The 17,188-nt window shown below is 35.3% G+C and carries 9 protein-coding genes; 2 read left to right on the plus strand and 7 right to left on the minus strand.

All coding sequences use genetic code 11. From position 1 onward, the window contains the following. Positions 1 to 50: 50 nt before the first annotated feature. From U8526_RS08630 to U8526_RS08645, 4 genes are all read right to left on the minus strand, one after another. Complete coding sequence (locus U8526_RS08630; RefSeq protein ID WP_334341559.1) at positions 51 to 728, minus strand: hypothetical protein; 678 nt, start codon at positions 726 to 728, stop codon at positions 51 to 53. A gap of 285 nt (positions 729 to 1,013) precedes the next feature. Beyond that, positions 1,014 to 4,190: a carbamoyl-phosphate synthase large subunit gene (carB, locus tag U8526_RS08635; protein WP_334341560.1), complete on the minus strand. Its 3,177-nt coding sequence runs from the start codon at positions 4,188 to 4,190 to the stop codon at positions 1,014 to 1,016. 18 nt (positions 4,191 to 4,208) lie between these two features. Next, entirely contained in the window at positions 4,209 to 5,267 is a 1,059-nt protein-coding gene (locus U8526_RS08640; RefSeq protein ID WP_334341561.1) for a carbamoyl phosphate synthase small subunit, read from the minus strand. Positions 5,268 to 5,544: 277 nt separating this feature from the next. Further along, the gene (locus tag U8526_RS08645) at positions 5,545 to 6,438 is read right to left on the minus strand and encodes a hypothetical protein (protein ID WP_334341562.1); all 894 of its coding nucleotides are present in this window, start codon (positions 6,436 to 6,438) and stop codon (positions 5,545 to 5,547) included. Positions 6,439 to 6,563: 125 nt separating this feature from the next. Here U8526_RS08645 and U8526_RS08650 point away from each other — a divergent pair, with 125 nt between their 5' ends. Further along, a complete protein-coding gene (locus tag U8526_RS08650; protein WP_334341563.1) occupies positions 6,564 to 9,449 on the plus strand; it encodes a DEAD/DEAH box helicase in 2,886 nt (961 codons plus the stop codon). 56 nt (positions 9,450 to 9,505) lie between these two features. Here the strand turns inward: U8526_RS08650 and U8526_RS08655 are convergent, their stop codons facing one another. Then, a complete protein-coding gene (locus U8526_RS08655; RefSeq protein ID WP_334341564.1) occupies positions 9,506 to 12,817 on the minus strand; it encodes an SIR2 family protein in 3,312 nt (1,103 codons plus the stop codon). A gap of 100 nt (positions 12,818 to 12,917) precedes the next feature. Further along, the gene (locus U8526_RS08660; RefSeq protein WP_334341565.1) at positions 12,918 to 14,360 is read right to left on the minus strand and encodes an aminotransferase-like domain-containing protein; all 1,443 of its coding nucleotides are present in this window, start codon (positions 14,358 to 14,360) and stop codon (positions 12,918 to 12,920) included. A 126-nt stretch (positions 14,361 to 14,486) separates the two neighbouring features. Here U8526_RS08660 and U8526_RS08665 point away from each other — a divergent pair, with 126 nt between their 5' ends. Continuing rightward, on the plus strand, positions 14,487 to 15,101 hold the full coding sequence (locus U8526_RS08665; RefSeq protein ID WP_334341566.1) for a LysE/ArgO family amino acid transporter: 615 nt from the start codon (positions 14,487 to 14,489) through the stop codon (positions 15,099 to 15,101). Between the two features lie 61 nt (positions 15,102 to 15,162). Here the strand turns inward: U8526_RS08665 and U8526_RS08670 are convergent, their stop codons facing one another. Further along, complete coding sequence (locus tag U8526_RS08670; protein WP_334341567.1) at positions 15,163 to 17,097, minus strand: hypothetical protein; 1,935 nt, start codon at positions 17,095 to 17,097, stop codon at positions 15,163 to 15,165. Positions 17,098 to 17,188 lie beyond the last annotated feature (91 nt).

Genomic DNA, 17,188 nt, shown 5'->3' on the forward strand with positions numbered 1-17,188 from the left:
CCGCTCCCTGTTGATTTGGGAGCGGCTTTCCTTTGTTGAAATTTTCTTATCTATAGTTCAATATCCTCTGTTGAATCAAAATATGTATCATATCTAGCCCTTTGTTCTTTGACAGTATAAAAAGAATCATCTATTTCTTCTAAACTATTCACAAGCCATAACATTCCCTCTTGATTAAAAGGACTGATACGATATTTATTAACTTTTTTACTAAATCCCGTATCTAAATTTGTGATCACCTTTGTGTAATTAAAAGTATCAAAAGCATTACAATGAAATTCAATACTAAAATCACTTGTACCGTTATTAATTATCTTCGTCGCAACGAGATAATCATCGAAAATCTCATGGTATTTTTTCTCATCATCTAGATGCAAGATTACTTTCTTATTATCTTCATCTTCAAATTCCATAACTATATAGCTACTACCGTCATTCGTGTACTCATTAACTTCTAAGAGTTCATGTAAAAAATGGCCACGTGTCAAATTAGAATGCGATCTTTCTAAGATGTCCCATATAATTACTTTGCGTCTTGCCTTTTTATAAGGAATCTCATATTTTTTGCATCTTTCCAATAATTCAAAAGTACTTATCATACCCAGTGATTCGTGTACTTTGCCATCATTTTTAAAGATATCAATCATCTCATCAATACTGTAAAATGGCTCTTCACCCAAAGTATCCAGATAATTCAGCATATCACCGTCATAGTTTATATTACTCAAAATTTTACCCCATTCACATTCTTTGAAATTTCCAATTACACTTTATTATTTATAAAAAGGGCCCCTAATCTTGCGATTTCCGTTCGATAAGAGGCCTTTTAACTTAGTTCAAATTAATAATCGTTCTGTTGAAAATAATCATTGTTCTATGCTTTATAGTGGAAACGAGCTGCAGAGCAGGGCAACTCCTTCCGGTTAAGACTACTTATCTCTGCCGGCACTTCTTTGCCGACTGAGATAAGTAGTCTTAATCCTCGGGAGCTGACCGCCCCTGCTTCGCTCTCTCTATAATGCATTCACACCGATAAATCTTTTCTCCAACACTTTCAAAATAGCGTCGGCTGTATCTAATGATGTGTATAGTGGCACTGAATTCAAGACGGCATTTTGTCTGATGATATAGCCGTCTGATGTATGTGTTCGTTTGTCTCCAATTGTGTTGATCAATAATTGTACTTTATTGTGGGTGATGTCATAGATAATATCCTTATCCGTTTCGCCAACTTTTGGTACTATTTTGGCTCTGAGTCCTAATTTGTTAAAGTAATCGGCTGTTCCTTTTGTAGCTAGTACTTGGAAGCCTACTTCTTCAAATCTTCTGGCTAGGGTTGATGCTTCTTTCTTATCGGAGTCATTGACTGTGATCAAAACATTTCCGGCGTCTTTGATATGTTGGTTGGTGGCTTCAAAGGCTTTGTACAAGGCTTCGGTATAGTCAATTCCTGATCCCATAACTTCTCCGGTTGATTTCATCTCTGGTCCTAAAGCACTATCGACGTCATTTAATTTGTTGAAGGAGAATGTTGGAGCTTTAACGTGGATCAAGCGTGATTCTGGTGCTAATCCTGGCTCTAATCCTAGGGTATTGAAGTTGGCTCCTAAGATTAATTTTGTTGCAATTCTGGCCATTTGAATTCCGGTAACTTTGCTTAAATATGGTACTGTTCGGCTGGCACGTGGATTTACTTCTATCACGTAAGCCTGATTGTCGTGGATAACGAATTGAATGTTCATGATTCCCACACAATGCAATTCTTTGGCTAAGCGTTTAGCATATTCGACAATTTGATCTTGTACTGAATCGGGAATATTTTGGGGAGGATAAACGGCCATTGAATCTCCGGAATGGACTCCAGAACGTTCGATATGTTCGATGATACCTGGTAATAGAACATTTTCACCATCACTTAGGGCATCAATTTCACATTCACGTCCTGTTAAGTAACTGTCGATCAAAACTGGATGGTTGTTTGATACGTGTACGGCTTCTTTCATATACTTGTTCAATTCATCGTCTGACTTGATGATTTCCATTGCTCGTCCACCTAGAACATAACTTGGACGAATCAAAACTGGATAACCAATTTTTTGAGCAATTTCTAACGCACCGGCTGCGGAAGTTGCTGTGCCACCAATTGGTTGTGGAATTTCTAGTTTCTTGATGATTTGGTCAAAGAGATCACGATCTTCAGCACGGTTGATATCTTCAACTTGTGTACCTAAAATCTTGATACCATTCTCTTTTAGCGGTTCTGCTAAATTAACTGATGTTTGACCACCAAATTGAACAATTGCGCCAATTGGTTTTTCTAAGTCGCAGACATTTAAAACATCTTCTAGGGTTAGTGGTTCGAAGTACAATTTATCGGCGATTGAGTAGTCAGTTGAAACTGTTTCAGGATTATTGTTGATAACAATTGCTTTATACCCCATTTGTTGAACGGCATTGACACAGTGGACAGTTGAATAATCGAATTCGATACCTTGTCCAATTCTGATTGGACCTGAACCTAAAATCAGAACGGATTTATCAGACATTTTTTCTGATTCATTTTCAGTTTCATAAGTACTATAGAAATATGGTGTCTCCGCTTCAAATTCTCCGGCACAAGTATCAACCGTCTTGTAAGTTGGCAAAATTTCACTCTGAATCCTGTATGAACGGATAACATCTTCTGGCAAATCATTCAGACGAGCAATTGTTCGATCCGAGTAACCTAAACGTTTAGCTTCAGTTACAATCTCCTTCGTTAATGTCCCATTCGTCAATTCTGTTTCGAAGTTAATGATTTTCTTCATTTTGGCTAAGAAAAATGGATTGATGGCTGTTAGTTGATTGATTTTTTCATAGGAAACATCACGGCGCAACAATTCGGCTAAATAGAACAAACGGTCATCCTTAGGGATTTGAACGTATTCTTCCAATTCTTCGGTCGATTTGTCTTTGAGCGAATCCATAATTAGATCGTGCTGGTCAATTTCTAGAGAACGAACAGCTTTTTGGAGTGCTTCTTCAAAGTTACGACCTAAGGCCATTACTTCGCCGGTAGCTTTCATTTGTGTACCAATTGTGCGGTCAGCTTTTGAAAACTTATCAAATGGCCAACGTGGAATCTTGCAGACAACGTAGTCCAATGCTGGTTCAAATTGGGCAAAGGTCTTACCTGTAATTGGATTGGTGATTTCATCTAATGTTAATCCAACGGCAATCTTCGCCGCAATCTTCGCAATCGAGTAACCAGTTGCCTTGGAAGCCAAAGCTGATGAACGACTGACACGTGGGTTTACTTCGATGATGTAATAGTTGCTAGTCTTTGTGTCGATGGCTAGTTGAACGTTACAACCACCTTCAATCTTCAAGGCGCGGATAATTTTTAGTGAAACGTCACGTAACTTTTGTACTTCAGTATCGGATAGCGTTTGGATTGGGGAAACAACGATTGAATCTCCTGTATGAATTCCCACTGGATCAACGTTTTCCATATGACAAACGGCCAAAGCATTGTCATTGCTATCACGCATTACTTCAAATTCAATTTCTTTGAAACCGGCGATACTTTGTTCGATCAAACATTCAGTTGATGGCGAAACTTTTAATCCGCGTTCAACGATTTCTTTTAATTCGACAGCGTCATGTGCGACACCACCACCAGTTCCACCCATTGTGAAAGCTGGTCTAACGATTACAGGAAAACCAATTTGGTCAGTGAAATCTTTTGCATCTTGATATGTATAAGCTGTTTTTGAAGCCGGAATTGGTTCGTTCAATCTTTGCATCAAACGTTTGAATTCTTCACGGTCTTCGGCTTCGTTGATTGTGTTCAATTTAGTTCCAATAATTTCGATATCTAATTGATCAAGAATACCTGATTCTTGTAATTGCACAGCCATATTCAGACCTGTTTGACCACCCAATGTTGGTAAGATGGCATCGGGATGTTCCTTAACCAAAACTTTTTCTACGAATTCCAAAGTAATTGGTTCGATGTAAACTTTATCAGCGATGTGCTTGTCAGTCATGATCGTAGCAGGATTAGAGTTGATCAAAACAACTTCGTAGCCTTCTTCTTTAAGAGCTAAACAAGCTTGAGTTCCTGAATAGTCGAATTCGGCAGCTTGTCCAATAATGATTGGGCCAGAACCGATGATCATAATCTTTTTAAGGTCTGTTCTCTTTGGCATAATTAATTTTTCCTCCAGCTATTTGTTTAGTCTTTCCAAAAATTTATCAAAAATAAAGTCGGCGTCGTGTGGCCCTGGCATTGCATCAGGATGGAATTGAACTGAGAAAGCATTGTATTTAGTATGTTCAACACCTTCAACCGTTTGATCATTCAATTCAACTTGTGTCACTTTCAAGTCAGTGTCAGCAACGGATTCTGGGTCAACTGCGTAACCGTGATTTTGTGAAGTGAAATAAATTTTTCCTGTTTCCAAATTTTTAACAGGATGATTGAAACCACGATGTCCAAATTTCATCTTGAAAGTTTTCGCACCGTTAGCTAGGCAAAGTAGTTGGTGTCCCATGCAGATTCCAAAGATGGGATACTTCTTTTCTAGTTCGACAATATTGTCCAAAATATCAGTATGATCGACTGGATCTCCAGGTCCGTTACTCAACAAAATCCCGTCTGGTTTCAAGTTTTCGATATCTTCTACCGAAGTATTTCCCGGGACAACTGTGACTTTGATATCACGCTTTTGTAATTCGTCGACGATACTTTGTTTGTATCCGTAATCCAGCATGACAACGTGTTTACCATGGCCGGCAAATGTTTGTGAAGTTTCAGTAATACTCTTATCCAACTGATTCCTATCTAATTGCCAGTCTGCAATTTGGTCAATCAAACCTGAATTCAAGTTGTCGACAATGGCAGCTTTCAAAGCCCCAGCTTTTCTAATTTTTAAAGTGATGGCACGTGTATCAATGTCGTAAATTCCAGGAATATCTTCTTCCTTGAGGAATTGGTCGATAGTCATTTCACTTTGGTAATTGCCCACGACTTCAGCAATCTCACGAGCCAAAACACCTTTGATGTATGACTTTGGTGATTCATTAAACTTTTTAGCAATTCCGTAATTACCAATCATCGGTGTACAAAAATTGATAATTTGACCGTTGTAAGATTGGTCAGTGATAGCTTCTTGGTATCCACTCATACCAGTTGTGAAAACTAACTCACCAATTGTTTCAACATCACTACCGAAGGCCTTACCTTCAAAATATGTACCATCTTCAAAAACTAGATATCTTTTCATAATATTCTCCAAACTTTCACAATATTTGAGACAGAAAAAGGGATGCTTTATCCAGCATCCCTCAAGTTTTGTCTTAGATTGATTATTTAGACTGAACCTTTGAGACCTCTCTGGATCTGATTAAAAATTCAAGATATAAAAAAACTTCCCTTGCCAGTGCGACAAAGAAAGTTAGTTAGGGTTTCCCCATAAGCGATTGTACTTTCCAAGTCTCACTGGACTTAATTAAAAGTTGTTGTTCATATAATACAAGTAAGTATTCTATTCGTCAATAGGGTTATCTTTTGAAAACATGTTCTCGATGATATTGTAAATATTCTTTATTAGGAGAATATTGGTAGTTCATATGTATTTTTCTATTTTTATATTTATTTAATAATTTATTAGTTTCTGCATCATGTGCAGCCATGTCAGAAATGACAATATGGCCTTTATCGTTAAAGGTGAAATACCCCGAGGTAAAGGCTTTGGCAAGTGTTTTAGAAAAACTAATACCATTGCGTGGATCTAAACGGATATTCTTATTAACTGCCCAAGGGACAATTCTCGCTACTACCAAATCATCCTCATCAACCGGACCCGCTACCGCCGATTTATAATGATAATTAAACTTTACTTTATCCGCGAAAAACTTTTGCACTGCATCGTAAGTTTTTACACCTTTAGCTTCATCGTTGATAAAGTAAAGTTCATTCTTTTCAGCTTGATAACACTTTACCGCCAACAATTCTTCTGTATCTGACAGTTTTGGTTCAGTTACCATATTTTTTTGACGTTCCAACAATCCCAGGTAGTCGTGCTCATTTATCTGTGTAATTCCGTTCATGTTGAAAAAATTAGACCATTTACCCTTAAATTTTCGAAACGTCCAATCGAAGGTACGTAAATTTTGTTTCATGAGTCGATGTGAAAACAGGTAAGGATTTTCAATTGCGACAATATCGTTACCAGTAGTTGAATCGTGTCTCACAACATTGCCGAATCTACCAGCGCCATAAAGATAAAATTCATTACCCCACTCCGATGCACTGCCGGAGCGACGATAAATGATTAAATCACCCTTATGTAATTGATTATTGTTGCGGTTTTGGTAGCTATAATATTTGAAGTCGACATCATTGTGTTCAATGCTGGAACTGGAATCTATTATGAAATAATTAGTTTGACTCATAAAACTGCACCTCCTCTACTCTTTATTGTACATTAGATAATCGAGATGGTTCTGATATACTTGTCTATTGGAATTAGTAAAATTCAAGTTAATCATTATAAATAATGTAAAGATAGGACTCACATATGGACATTGATTACGAAATTAACCAGGGAATAAATTTTGGTTTCCTAGACAATTCAATTCAGTCATTATCACGTTATCAGCCAGCACTAATAACCAATCAGAATGGCACCGTTCTCGAAACTTTAGAAGACGAACTACGCAGCGCTAAATCATTTACTATCGCTGTTGCCTTTGTCACTTCAGGTGGTCTATTAGATCTTAAAAGTACTCTGGCAGATCTTGCTACACACGGTATTCGCGGAAAACTTATTACCTCAACCTATCTTGGTTTCAATAATCCTAAAGTTTTTGAAGATTTGTTGCGAATCCCTAATCTTGACGTTAGAATTTTGGATCAAGATGGTTTTCACACTAAAGCCTATTATTTTGACCATGAAGACTATGAAAGTGCGCTCATTGGAAGTTCCAATTTAACTCAAAACGCTCTGAAAAAGAATTTTGAATGGAACTTGCGTATCACTTCAACTGAACGTGGGGACGTTATTTGTAATGTCAAAAATGAACTAACTAGCCTTTGGGAACAAGCCATTCCGTTAACTTCGGTGTGGATAGATAATTATCGTCAAAACTGGCAACCAAATTACTCTAATCATCGAGTTAAAAGGGCCCCTGACTCATCAGGTAAAATTGTTCCTAACGAAATGCAAAAGCCTGCTCTAGAAGCACTCAAATACTTGCGAGATAGTGAACACGCTAAAAAAGGTCTAGTCGTTGCCGCAACTGGTACCGGTAAAACTTACTTGGCAGCTTTTGATGTGCAACAATTTCAACCAAAAAGACTCTTATTTGTTGTGCATCGGGAACAAATCCTACGTAAAGCCATGTCTAGTTTTCGAGAGATTTTGGGTGGCTCTGACAGCGATTATGGAATTCTTAGTGGTAATCAAAAAGAAGTGACCGCTCGCTACCTTTTTGCGACGGTTAATATGATTTCTAAGAAATCAGTTTGTGAACAACTCGGCGCCGACGCTTTCGACTACATTGTTATTGACGAAGCCCATCGAGTTAGCCAAAATCTCCCCGGTGAAAAGGAGTCAATGTATCAGCGGTTGATGAATTTTTATAAGCCTCAATTTATGCTGGGGATGACCGCTACCCCTGAAAGAACTGACGGAACCAACGTTTATGAATACTTTGACTACCATCTGGCCTACGAAATTTCACTCTTGGACTCGCTGGATCACGATTTACTGGTGCCCTTTCACTATATCGGTATCACTGACTACGAAAAAAATGGTGAAGTCATCGATGATAAGACTAGTCTCAAGTATCTAGTGTCTGATGAGCGTGTCAATTATATAATCGATAAAACCAACTATTACGGACCTCGCGGCAATGATGTCCACGGTCTAATTTTTGTCAGTCGTGTCACCGAAGGCCGTGAACTCGCAGTTAAACTCACTGATAAAGGTATCAACGCTCAGTTTGTTTCCGCAGAAGATACCGTTGAAGCACGTGAAAAAGCAGTTCACCGGTTAACTAAGGGTGAACTGCAATATATTATTACGGTTGATATTTTTAATGAAGGTGTCGACATCCCCATTCTCAATCAAATTGTCATGATGCGTCCCACAAAATCCAGTATTATCTTCCTCCAACAATTAGGCCGAGGTCTACGTAAGTTCAATAATAAAAAATACGTCACAATTCTGGATTTTATCGGTAATTATGATGAGAATTACATGATTCCCATGGCTTTTGACCGCTCACATACCAGTAACAAAGAGAAAATCCGTAAACAAATAATTAGTCCCAGCATCTCAGGCGTTTCGACGATTAATTTTGAAGAAGTCGCACGTAAAAGAATTCTCGACGCCGTTTCAAAAGCTCGTTTAAATGATATGAAACGTTTTAAAGCTGCTTATCAGAGCCTCAAAGACAAGATTGGATTACGTTCACCCATGTTACTGGATTTTGCCAAGATGGGTAGTGTCGATGTTCCTGATATCATCAGTAAATTCGACACTCTTTATGACATGCAAGCAAAATTTGAAGATAAGTTCTCAAAATCACTTACTAAAGAACAACATTCATTTTTAAAATTCATTTCTGCGGAAATTACTGTATCCAAACGTCCTGTTGAGGCTTGGATATTGAAACAGTTATTGATCAAACATACTTTAACCGATAAAGAAATTTTATCTGGACTTCAATCTCAAAATATTTTTTGTGACGAAGAAACCTTGAATAATGTGGCCTCTGTTTTAGACTTTACATACTTTGCCAAAGTGAAACAAAAGAAATACGGACACGTTGCACTGGTTGATTGCACTGGTGATAAATGGGAATTCACTTCCAAATTTCAACAGTTATTACAATCTCCAGACTTTGAAATATATTTTGAAGATGCCTTAGATGCAAAACTTTGGGATGTACGTCAGAATCCAGCAATCTATCGTAATCGATTTACCATTGGTGAAAAATATTACCGTCCTGACATTATCAAGATATTGAACTGGAAAAATGAGCCTAATTATATAAATATTGGTGGTTACGGCTTAAGGGATGATGGACGTTTTCTGCCTGTTTTTATATCTTTAAAGAAAACTGTGAAAGTTCAAAATAAGATGGTATATGAAAATACCTTTTCCGATCGTTCAACCTTACCTTTATTTTCTAAAAGTGGACGTTCAATGTCTAGCACGGCCGAGAGTGAAATTCTCAAACATAAAGGCTTTGAGATGATTCAGCTGTTCGTGAGAAAATCTAACAACGATAGAATTGATGGTAAGGACTTTTACTATCTTGGTTCCGCACGTATTCTTACTGCAAAAGATATTGTTGAAAAAAACAGCGATGGTAAGCCAACCAAATTAGTTGAATTTATCCTTCGATTGGAACATGAATTGGATTTGGGATTGTATCATTTTTTGACTGAAGAATAACCTAACGGCTAATATACGGTTAACATTCCAAAGTGGATCCATTTCTTGAGAACAATTTATAAATATTCACGTTTTAATTCCTCTATCTCACTTGAAGGAACAAATCTCGTCAAAATATCTATCACATTATTTATTTGTTTATCTAAACTATCCGATTTTAGCGTCTTTAAAAAGGAATTCATTGAACTCATAAAATAAGTATCCTCCTTCATAACATTTTCTTGGAGCAGTATTTCTAACAAATCAATAATAATATCTATTTTTTCTACATCCAACAAATTCATATTTTGAATACTATAAAAAGAGGTACTTCTGACTTTACTTAATTCTTTATTCATATTCTGTTTAAGTAAATCTTTTAATATTCTTAAATTACTAATATCGATATCATTAGCAGAATATATTATAAAATTAATGAGAGATTGAGTATACCCACATTCCCTTAAAAAAAATTCTACCCAATTGCCTTTAAATTTTGACTTAATTTTCTTTTTAAAGAATAAATTTAATATACGCTTGAATATTTGTTCATCAAATTCACTTTGCTTTTTGTTTAAAGTCACAATATGTTGATTATTTTCTAATGGATCAATATTCTCAACCAGCGCTATACTCATATTATATATCGTAAAGTTATCTCTTATTTTATTTTCAAAAAAACAATTTCTTACCAAATTTGAAAATTTTCTAACGTACTCACCATTTAAAACAAATCTATAATTATGAGAAAAGCCCAAAAATGTATTTATTGACTCAAAATCAATTTCATCATCAAACAATTCAATAAACATTCCCTTCAAATAAGGTCTATATTTATTATCTACAGATCCTATTTTCGATTTTATTAAGGTTTCATTTCTTTTCAAATCATCTGTAGAAATTTGTTTAATAATTTGAGTGTAGTGGCCCAGATCAGTATTTATAAATTCATCTAAATTTATGTTCCCATTCTCTATAATATCGGTGTTATTGTTCTTTGTATTTAACTCATTCATTTTAAAGGACATAAAGCGACCTTCAATTTTATCAAAGTCTTCTTTTTTTATAATCTCTGTAAATAATTCCTCATCCAAAAAATCAAATATATCTTTATTATTGCTTTTTTCTATATCAAAATAATTGTTTATGAATTCAGGTTTTATATGATCAGTACTATAACCATAAATTACTGATTTCATGATTGATCTTCTATACGTTTTTCTTAATTCATCGTCATTGATCAATCCATTCAGAAAGTAAATAACTCCATCTTTGTTCTCTATCCATATTTTCGAGTTGCTTAAAGACTTATCTATTTCATTATCTTGATCCATTATGTCAATTTGTATATCCGCATTACTTTTAAAGGTAACTTCTTTTAGTTTTGATATAAGCCTATCAATCTCTTCATTACTCTTTGAAATTCTTATAGGTAAAAAATTATTATATTCATTAATTGTTAACTTTGAGTCAGAATAAATACCATCAATATAAAAATCAGATTTCTTATCATAGTTTTTCTTATATTTCGATAGAAATATATTCATTTCCTTGCCATAAAATTTGTATGTTTCGCTAATATTTCTCACGATTTCATCTCTTGTTTCTTTTGGAACTCTAAATCCATTCAAAATTAAATTACAATAAATTCTTTGAACTATTTTTGCTTTCTTAAACCTCAATAATTGTCCATCAGTAAGATTCAATTTGTCTTTTTCTATTAAGTATTTAAGTAATCCGACTCCCGTTTCATCGATTAAATAACGATAATCATAAAGCATTAATGTTTTATCCATCGAATCTAAATTTTGAATTAATTTTTCAAATAAAGTTTCATTAAACCCAAAAGTTTGTTTATCAATGAATCCTAGATATACACTATGATTTTTAGACACATGATCTATAAGCCATAAAGCATTTAAATCCTGTGATTCGACTCTAAAATCATAATATTCATTAGAATATATACCTCTAAGAAACTTTTCATAATAATCTATTCTAAAATCTTCGCCTTTCTGAGATGAATTATTTAACAGAATACTTATCATGTATTCGGAAAGAGAAAAGCCATTAATGGAATAATCCTCCAAATAATCAATTACTATAGATTTGCCATTAATATCTAATTCATTAAAGTATTTGTCAATTTGTTTCCAATAATTTGGAATATAAGCCGTAACACTATAGAAGTCCTTATTTATTAGACTAGATTCAAATGACATATTTATATTTCTCATAACCCTATTTGAATCTAAACTATCATACTTACTAAAAGCTGAGTCTAGGACATGTGAATTTCCTATAGATAATTGTTTGTTTATTACACTTACAAAGGAAGTTTTATCTACCATATTTTCACCAATCAATATATTTTCCATATCTTTTGGTGTCATGCTATCCATAACTCTACTATCTTTATCCTCTAACATTTGTCTAATAAATATAGGTAAATCACCATATTCGTTTCCATACCAAATATATTTTATATTCTTGCTACATTCATAATATTCCTTAGTAAATTTGCTTAATTCCGGAGTTTTTTTATCATACTTCATAAGTGAATAATATTTATATTTTTTATTTTTCAGGTCAAATAGGGATAATACTTCGTCTTCTTCCATACTACATCCAATAAATATTATTATAGGATTGACTTTTTGCTTAAATAACTCCGCAATTTTTTCTTTATATTTATCCAATGAATCATAATAAATTTTTGAGTATCCTTCAGATGAATTTATAAAATATTGAGGGTTACTTAAAGGCGTACCATGAAGGTGTATAACTTTGTGCACATTCTCTTTAGTGAAATCATCATGAAAGTCCATTATTACTTCGGGTTTTATCCCAAATTTTTCTCTATAACATCCTTCTATTTGAGAATCATAATTTGTAGTTATAAAAGTAGATCTTATGTTTAAAAGCTCATTCAGTATATCATTCACTATTTTTATAGGCTCCACATTAAGAAACAGAAATTTCTCAAATCCTAGTGCTGCAGATCTGTAGTATTGCTCACTAATTTGTGTATCACTATTAGAAACTTCATCACAGATATTTCGTATCAACGTATCTATAAAGTCAACTTTTCTCTTATTTGACATTGAAGACTTCTTAAGTTCATCCAATAACTCTAACTGTTTAAATGAAATCTTCTTAGTGTTACTACCATTCGCTATGTCTTTTTTATACAGTTCAGAAAGATGATACTTCCAATATTCAATTAACTGACTAACATAGTCATTCCATGTAGGATAACCTTGCGATATTGATACACCTGCACCAACAAAAAAGAACAAAGAATTATTATTCTCAGAATTTCGTATATCACTTATGAATTCCGAATATTCATCCTCATCATTTATATTTTTTTTACCATCAGATTCCATGCTTTATCTCCAAATTTTTACAATTATTGACATTCAATTTTATTAAACAGTAATCATATAATACACCTTAGACGAGAAACATTATAAAAGTTATCCTACTTCATAAGAGCATTCTTAATTTTCCCATAGCGACACTAAATTCCTCACAAGTAGTATAAGCAAAGGACAACCGAATAGATCGGCTCTTTTTAAAATCATAAATATCTCCAGTATTCAAAAGAATCCCCACATCCAAGGCTTTCTCAAACAAATCCTCAACTTCAATATCGTTTTTAAATGTCAGCCAAATATAAAAGCCACCGATAGGTCGATTCCAAGTGGCGATTCCTTGGAAATTATCTTCCAAAACTTTCAACGCATTGTCTCGACGTTTCTTTAATTCCTTCTTCAAATCCACCAAATATTCGTCATACAAACCACTATTCAAAAATTCAGCGAACACCAATTGTGATAAGGAACTGGCTCCATAATCCATCTGCATCTTGGTATCTCCTAATCGCTGGATAACTGGTTCAGATGCGATGACCCAGCCAATTCTTAACCCTGGTGCCAAGGCTTTTGAAGCACTGCCTAAATACATGACCATTCCGTTTTTATCCATGGCTTTTAAGGCGGTTGGCTGCTCATCAAAACATAATTCCTGATAGACTCCATCTTCTATGATTGGAAGTCTATTTTGTATACAAAATTCCATCAATTCGTGACGTCTGAAATCGGACATAGTGGTACCGGTTGGATTATGATTAGTCGGGATAGTGTATAAAACTGATTCGGTGTTCTTCAATCTCTTTTCGATGCGCCAATACTCCATCCCTTCTGAATCCATGGGTATTCCGTCCAAATTTAATCCCATGGATTGAAATGTTTGAAGTGATTTCAAATAACTCGGTGCTTCTGTGAAAACAGTGCTGCCATCTTCTAACAAACAGGAAGCAATCAGTTGCAACGCCTGCAAGGCACCAGAAGTGATCAAAATATTGTTCACTCCAGCATCTATACCCAACTTTTGCATGTGTTTAGCAATCGCCATTCGTAATTCTAATAAACCTAAAGGTTCGGCATACCCTAGTGAAGTAATCTCGGTGCTCAGTTTTTGCATGATTTCCGACCACATTTTTCTAGGGAAGAGTCGAGGATCCAGTTCACCTGTCCCTAAACGGGTTATCTTTGGAGCAAATTCCCAATGATTGATTTGTTGAATACGTCGCGTGTTTTCTTGAAAATAGCCAGCGGAAATATATTTTTTCCAATTCAAGGCCGTTGGCAACATCAATGACCAAGTATTACTGATAATTTGGGTGCCTGCGCCATACTTTCCAGAAATAATCCCGTATGAAGTCAACTCATCAATGGCCGTGGAAATAGTACTACGATTCACGTGAAACATTTTGGCTAAATCCCGTTGTGACGGCAATCTAGTGCCGATCTGCCACTGTCCACTGGCGACTTTATCACAAATATACTTTACGATTTGGCGATAAATTGGCATAGTATCTTTTTTATTTGGTTGCCAATCTATTACGACTGGAGATTCTCTTCTCATTTTGTGCTCCTTTTGGTTGGGTTTATATAATTAACTTGGTTGGTTACTATTTTGAAAAACACTTATATAATCATTACTGTGCTTAAATTATAAACCTTAATTTGGTTGGCAAGGGAGGTAAAAAATATGAACTTTTTTCTACAAGGACTAACTATGGGATTCGCGATTGAAGCGCCGATTGGTTTAGCAAATTTATTTGTGATCAATAATGCGTTAACTCAGTCACGACGCCGTTCATATCTCGCTGCCTTTTTTGTAGCTTTATTTGATATTACCTTATCAATCGCTTGCTTCTTCGGTATCGGAGCAATCATGAAACAGTTCGAATGGCTAAAATTAGCTATTCTTCTCTTTGGAAGTTTGATTGTAATTTACATGGGCATCAATCTTCTTCGAACAGAAGCAACAGAAATCGGCAGTAAAGAAACTGAATTAACCATGTTTAAAACCATTTCATCAGCTTTCGTATTGATTTGGTTCAATCCACAAGCAATCATTGATGGATCACTGATGTTGGGGGCTTTTCAAGTCACATTACCGGTCAATAGTTATCCCATCTTCATTGGCGGTGTCGTCATCGCCTCATTTGTTTGGTTTATCGGCTTGAATCTTGTTATCGCTAAGTTCAAGGATAAATTTAACGCCAAGGTTTTACGGACTATCAATATGATCTGTGGCGCTGTAATTATCCTTTATGGTTTGAAATTGTTCTATAATTTCATTACATTGATAATTCATTAAGCATCAAACGCAAAGAGCCTTGTCCTAGTCAACGCGAGTAGGATAAGGCTCTTTTTAGCTTTTATTTAACCGATTCAACTAGCGACCACTCCAGTTTTGCCGTATAGACACCTGCTTTGTGTACGCCATTGCCAATATACAACTTAGGTCCTTCATGATCTAACCAAGTAACCGAATCAAGTGTCTCATCAGCAATTGTTTCAGAAACCAAAGTTCCATTTTCATTCAAGATTTCATAATTGCCATTAGCCTGATAATAACGCATTTCTGAATTCAAAATTTTTTCATCAGATTTAAACGGCTCCTTCTGCGATAAATATAAAGTTAAGGCTTGCTTATTACGGCGTTTATCGACAACTTCTAAATGGCTGCCTTCAACTTTTTCCCTATCAAGCAAGGAACTTGTTGTGTGAGAGTTAATCGTCTTATAGTTCCAATCCTTCGCCTGCAGACTGATACTATTGTCAGCAAAATTCAACTTCAACTCTTGTCCGGGTAAATATCTTCCCAGCAATTTACCGTTAGTATCATAGCCGTTAACACTCACGACGGAGTCAAATGACAAAGCTTCATTTTTTCCTACGGTCGAATTAATTTCAATAGTGAAATCTTTAGTAGTTGCGAAATTTAAATTACGTATAGTCAAAACTGATCCCTGCGAATTATCAGGATCTGTCACATTCGTATAATCTGAAAAATCTTGACCATTCACTTTAATACCGTCAACTTGTGAAGTCTTAGGAAGTTTAATTTCTACTTCTGCTCTCGTCAACGCTGAATTCAGATTTCCATCTTTAATATTGATTTGGTGCATCACTTTATCATTTTCAGCAACATTACTTATTGTTGTATTTTCACTATTATGATCTTCATAACTATTATTGAAAATAGTGTTATTAATTGAAACGTCAGGAACAATATTTTTTCTAACCGTCAAATTAGCTTTATTTGTAGTAACAGTAGTCGTACTATCGCCACTCGTCACTGTCAGAACAGCATAATATTTGGTTCCATTGTCAGCGTAAACTGTGTCTGGTGTCGTATAAATCAAAGGTTCACTATTGTTATTGTTTACGACCGTATCCTTACCAGAAGTATCAACCTTATGCCAAACAACATTAGTTGGTTCTTCATCAAATGTCCCTTGAATCGTAAAGTTAGTTTTTTGCCCCTCATCAACCGTCTGATCATCTAGACCTCCACCAATTTTAATATCAACGAAACCACTGGCACTGGTTCCATCAGTATTGGCCATTGTTCCTGTTACCCGTACTGTCCCAGATTCACCGTTTTTATTCGCAGTCACTAAGCCAGTTCTACTATCGACAGTCGCTAAACTCGTATTATCAACTTTCCAAACAATATTTCCCGTAGCATCAACTGGAGTCGGCGTTCCTGTCACATAGGTTGTCACAGCATTAGATTGATTATTATATAAATATTTATCATTAGCTTTTACACTCAAATCTGTAGCTGCAATTGGATTGGGAAAAGTCGTTATAAAAGCTACTTTGGAATATACAATGGTATCCAATAAGCCTGGTATTAAACCATACCAACGAGTCATCTGTTGATAATAAACTGTTCCGACTTTACTTGGCGTCACTGTCAATTCCTTAGATGTCTGTGACATTTGAGTCCAATTCTGCCCATCAGTTGACTGATACCAAGTGTAGTGTGGACTCGATAGTAGGCCTAAAAGTGCGTCCACAACTGAGCGACCTGAGTCTGTGTACAAAGTTTTAGGATTATTTACATACGAATATTGATTTTCAGGTTGCAAATTATAACCCGAGGTCAACCAAATAAATAATAGGATTATCGGATCAGCTGTGGGCGTGTGATATGGCGTAACTGCAGCCTTTGCGGTAATTGTTACAGGTACTATTTTGGACAAAATTTTATCCTCAGAACTATTTTTATTGAAACTCGTGGCGGTGAAAATTAGCATCATACTAAAAAGTATACTGATTAGAATTTGACGTTTCTTTTTCATCTCCCTTACCCCTAACCTTTTCTCCAGTTTACGAGGTTCCAGTAAAAATAACATTTTTACACTTCAAATAGACTTGTCAAGAATGATGATC

The sequence above is a fragment of the Companilactobacillus sp. HBUAS56275 genome, assembly GCF_036913655.1.
GTDB lineage: Bacteria > Bacillota > Bacilli > Lactobacillales > Lactobacillaceae > Companilactobacillus > Companilactobacillus pullicola.

Excerpts from the sequence above, each read along its gene's own strand:
- U8526_RS08650 (WP_334341563.1), top strand. The coding sequence starts at position 6,564 with ATGGACATTGATTACGAAATTAACCAGGGAATAAATTTTGGTTTCCTA.
- carB (WP_334341560.1), bottom strand. The coding sequence starts at position 4,190 with ATGCCAAAGAGAACAGACCTTAAAAAGATTATGATCATCGGTTCTGGC.
- U8526_RS08655 (WP_334341564.1), bottom strand. The coding sequence starts at position 12,817 with ATGGAATCTGATGGTAAAAAAAATATAAATGATGAGGATGAATATTCG.
- U8526_RS08670 (WP_334341567.1), bottom strand. The coding sequence starts at position 17,097 with ATGAAAAAGAAACGTCAAATTCTAATCAGTATACTTTTTAGTATGATG.
- U8526_RS08640 (WP_334341561.1), bottom strand. The coding sequence starts at position 5,267 with ATGAAAAGATATCTAGTTTTTGAAGATGGTACATATTTTGAAGGTAAG.
- U8526_RS08645 (WP_334341562.1), bottom strand. The coding sequence starts at position 6,438 with ATGAGTCAAACTAATTATTTCATAATAGATTCCAGTTCCAGCATTGAA.
- U8526_RS08660 (WP_334341565.1), bottom strand. The coding sequence starts at position 14,360 with ATGAGAAGAGAATCTCCAGTCGTAATAGATTGGCAACCAAATAAAAAA.
- U8526_RS08665 (WP_334341566.1), top strand. The coding sequence starts at position 14,487 with ATGAACTTTTTTCTACAAGGACTAACTATGGGATTCGCGATTGAAGCG.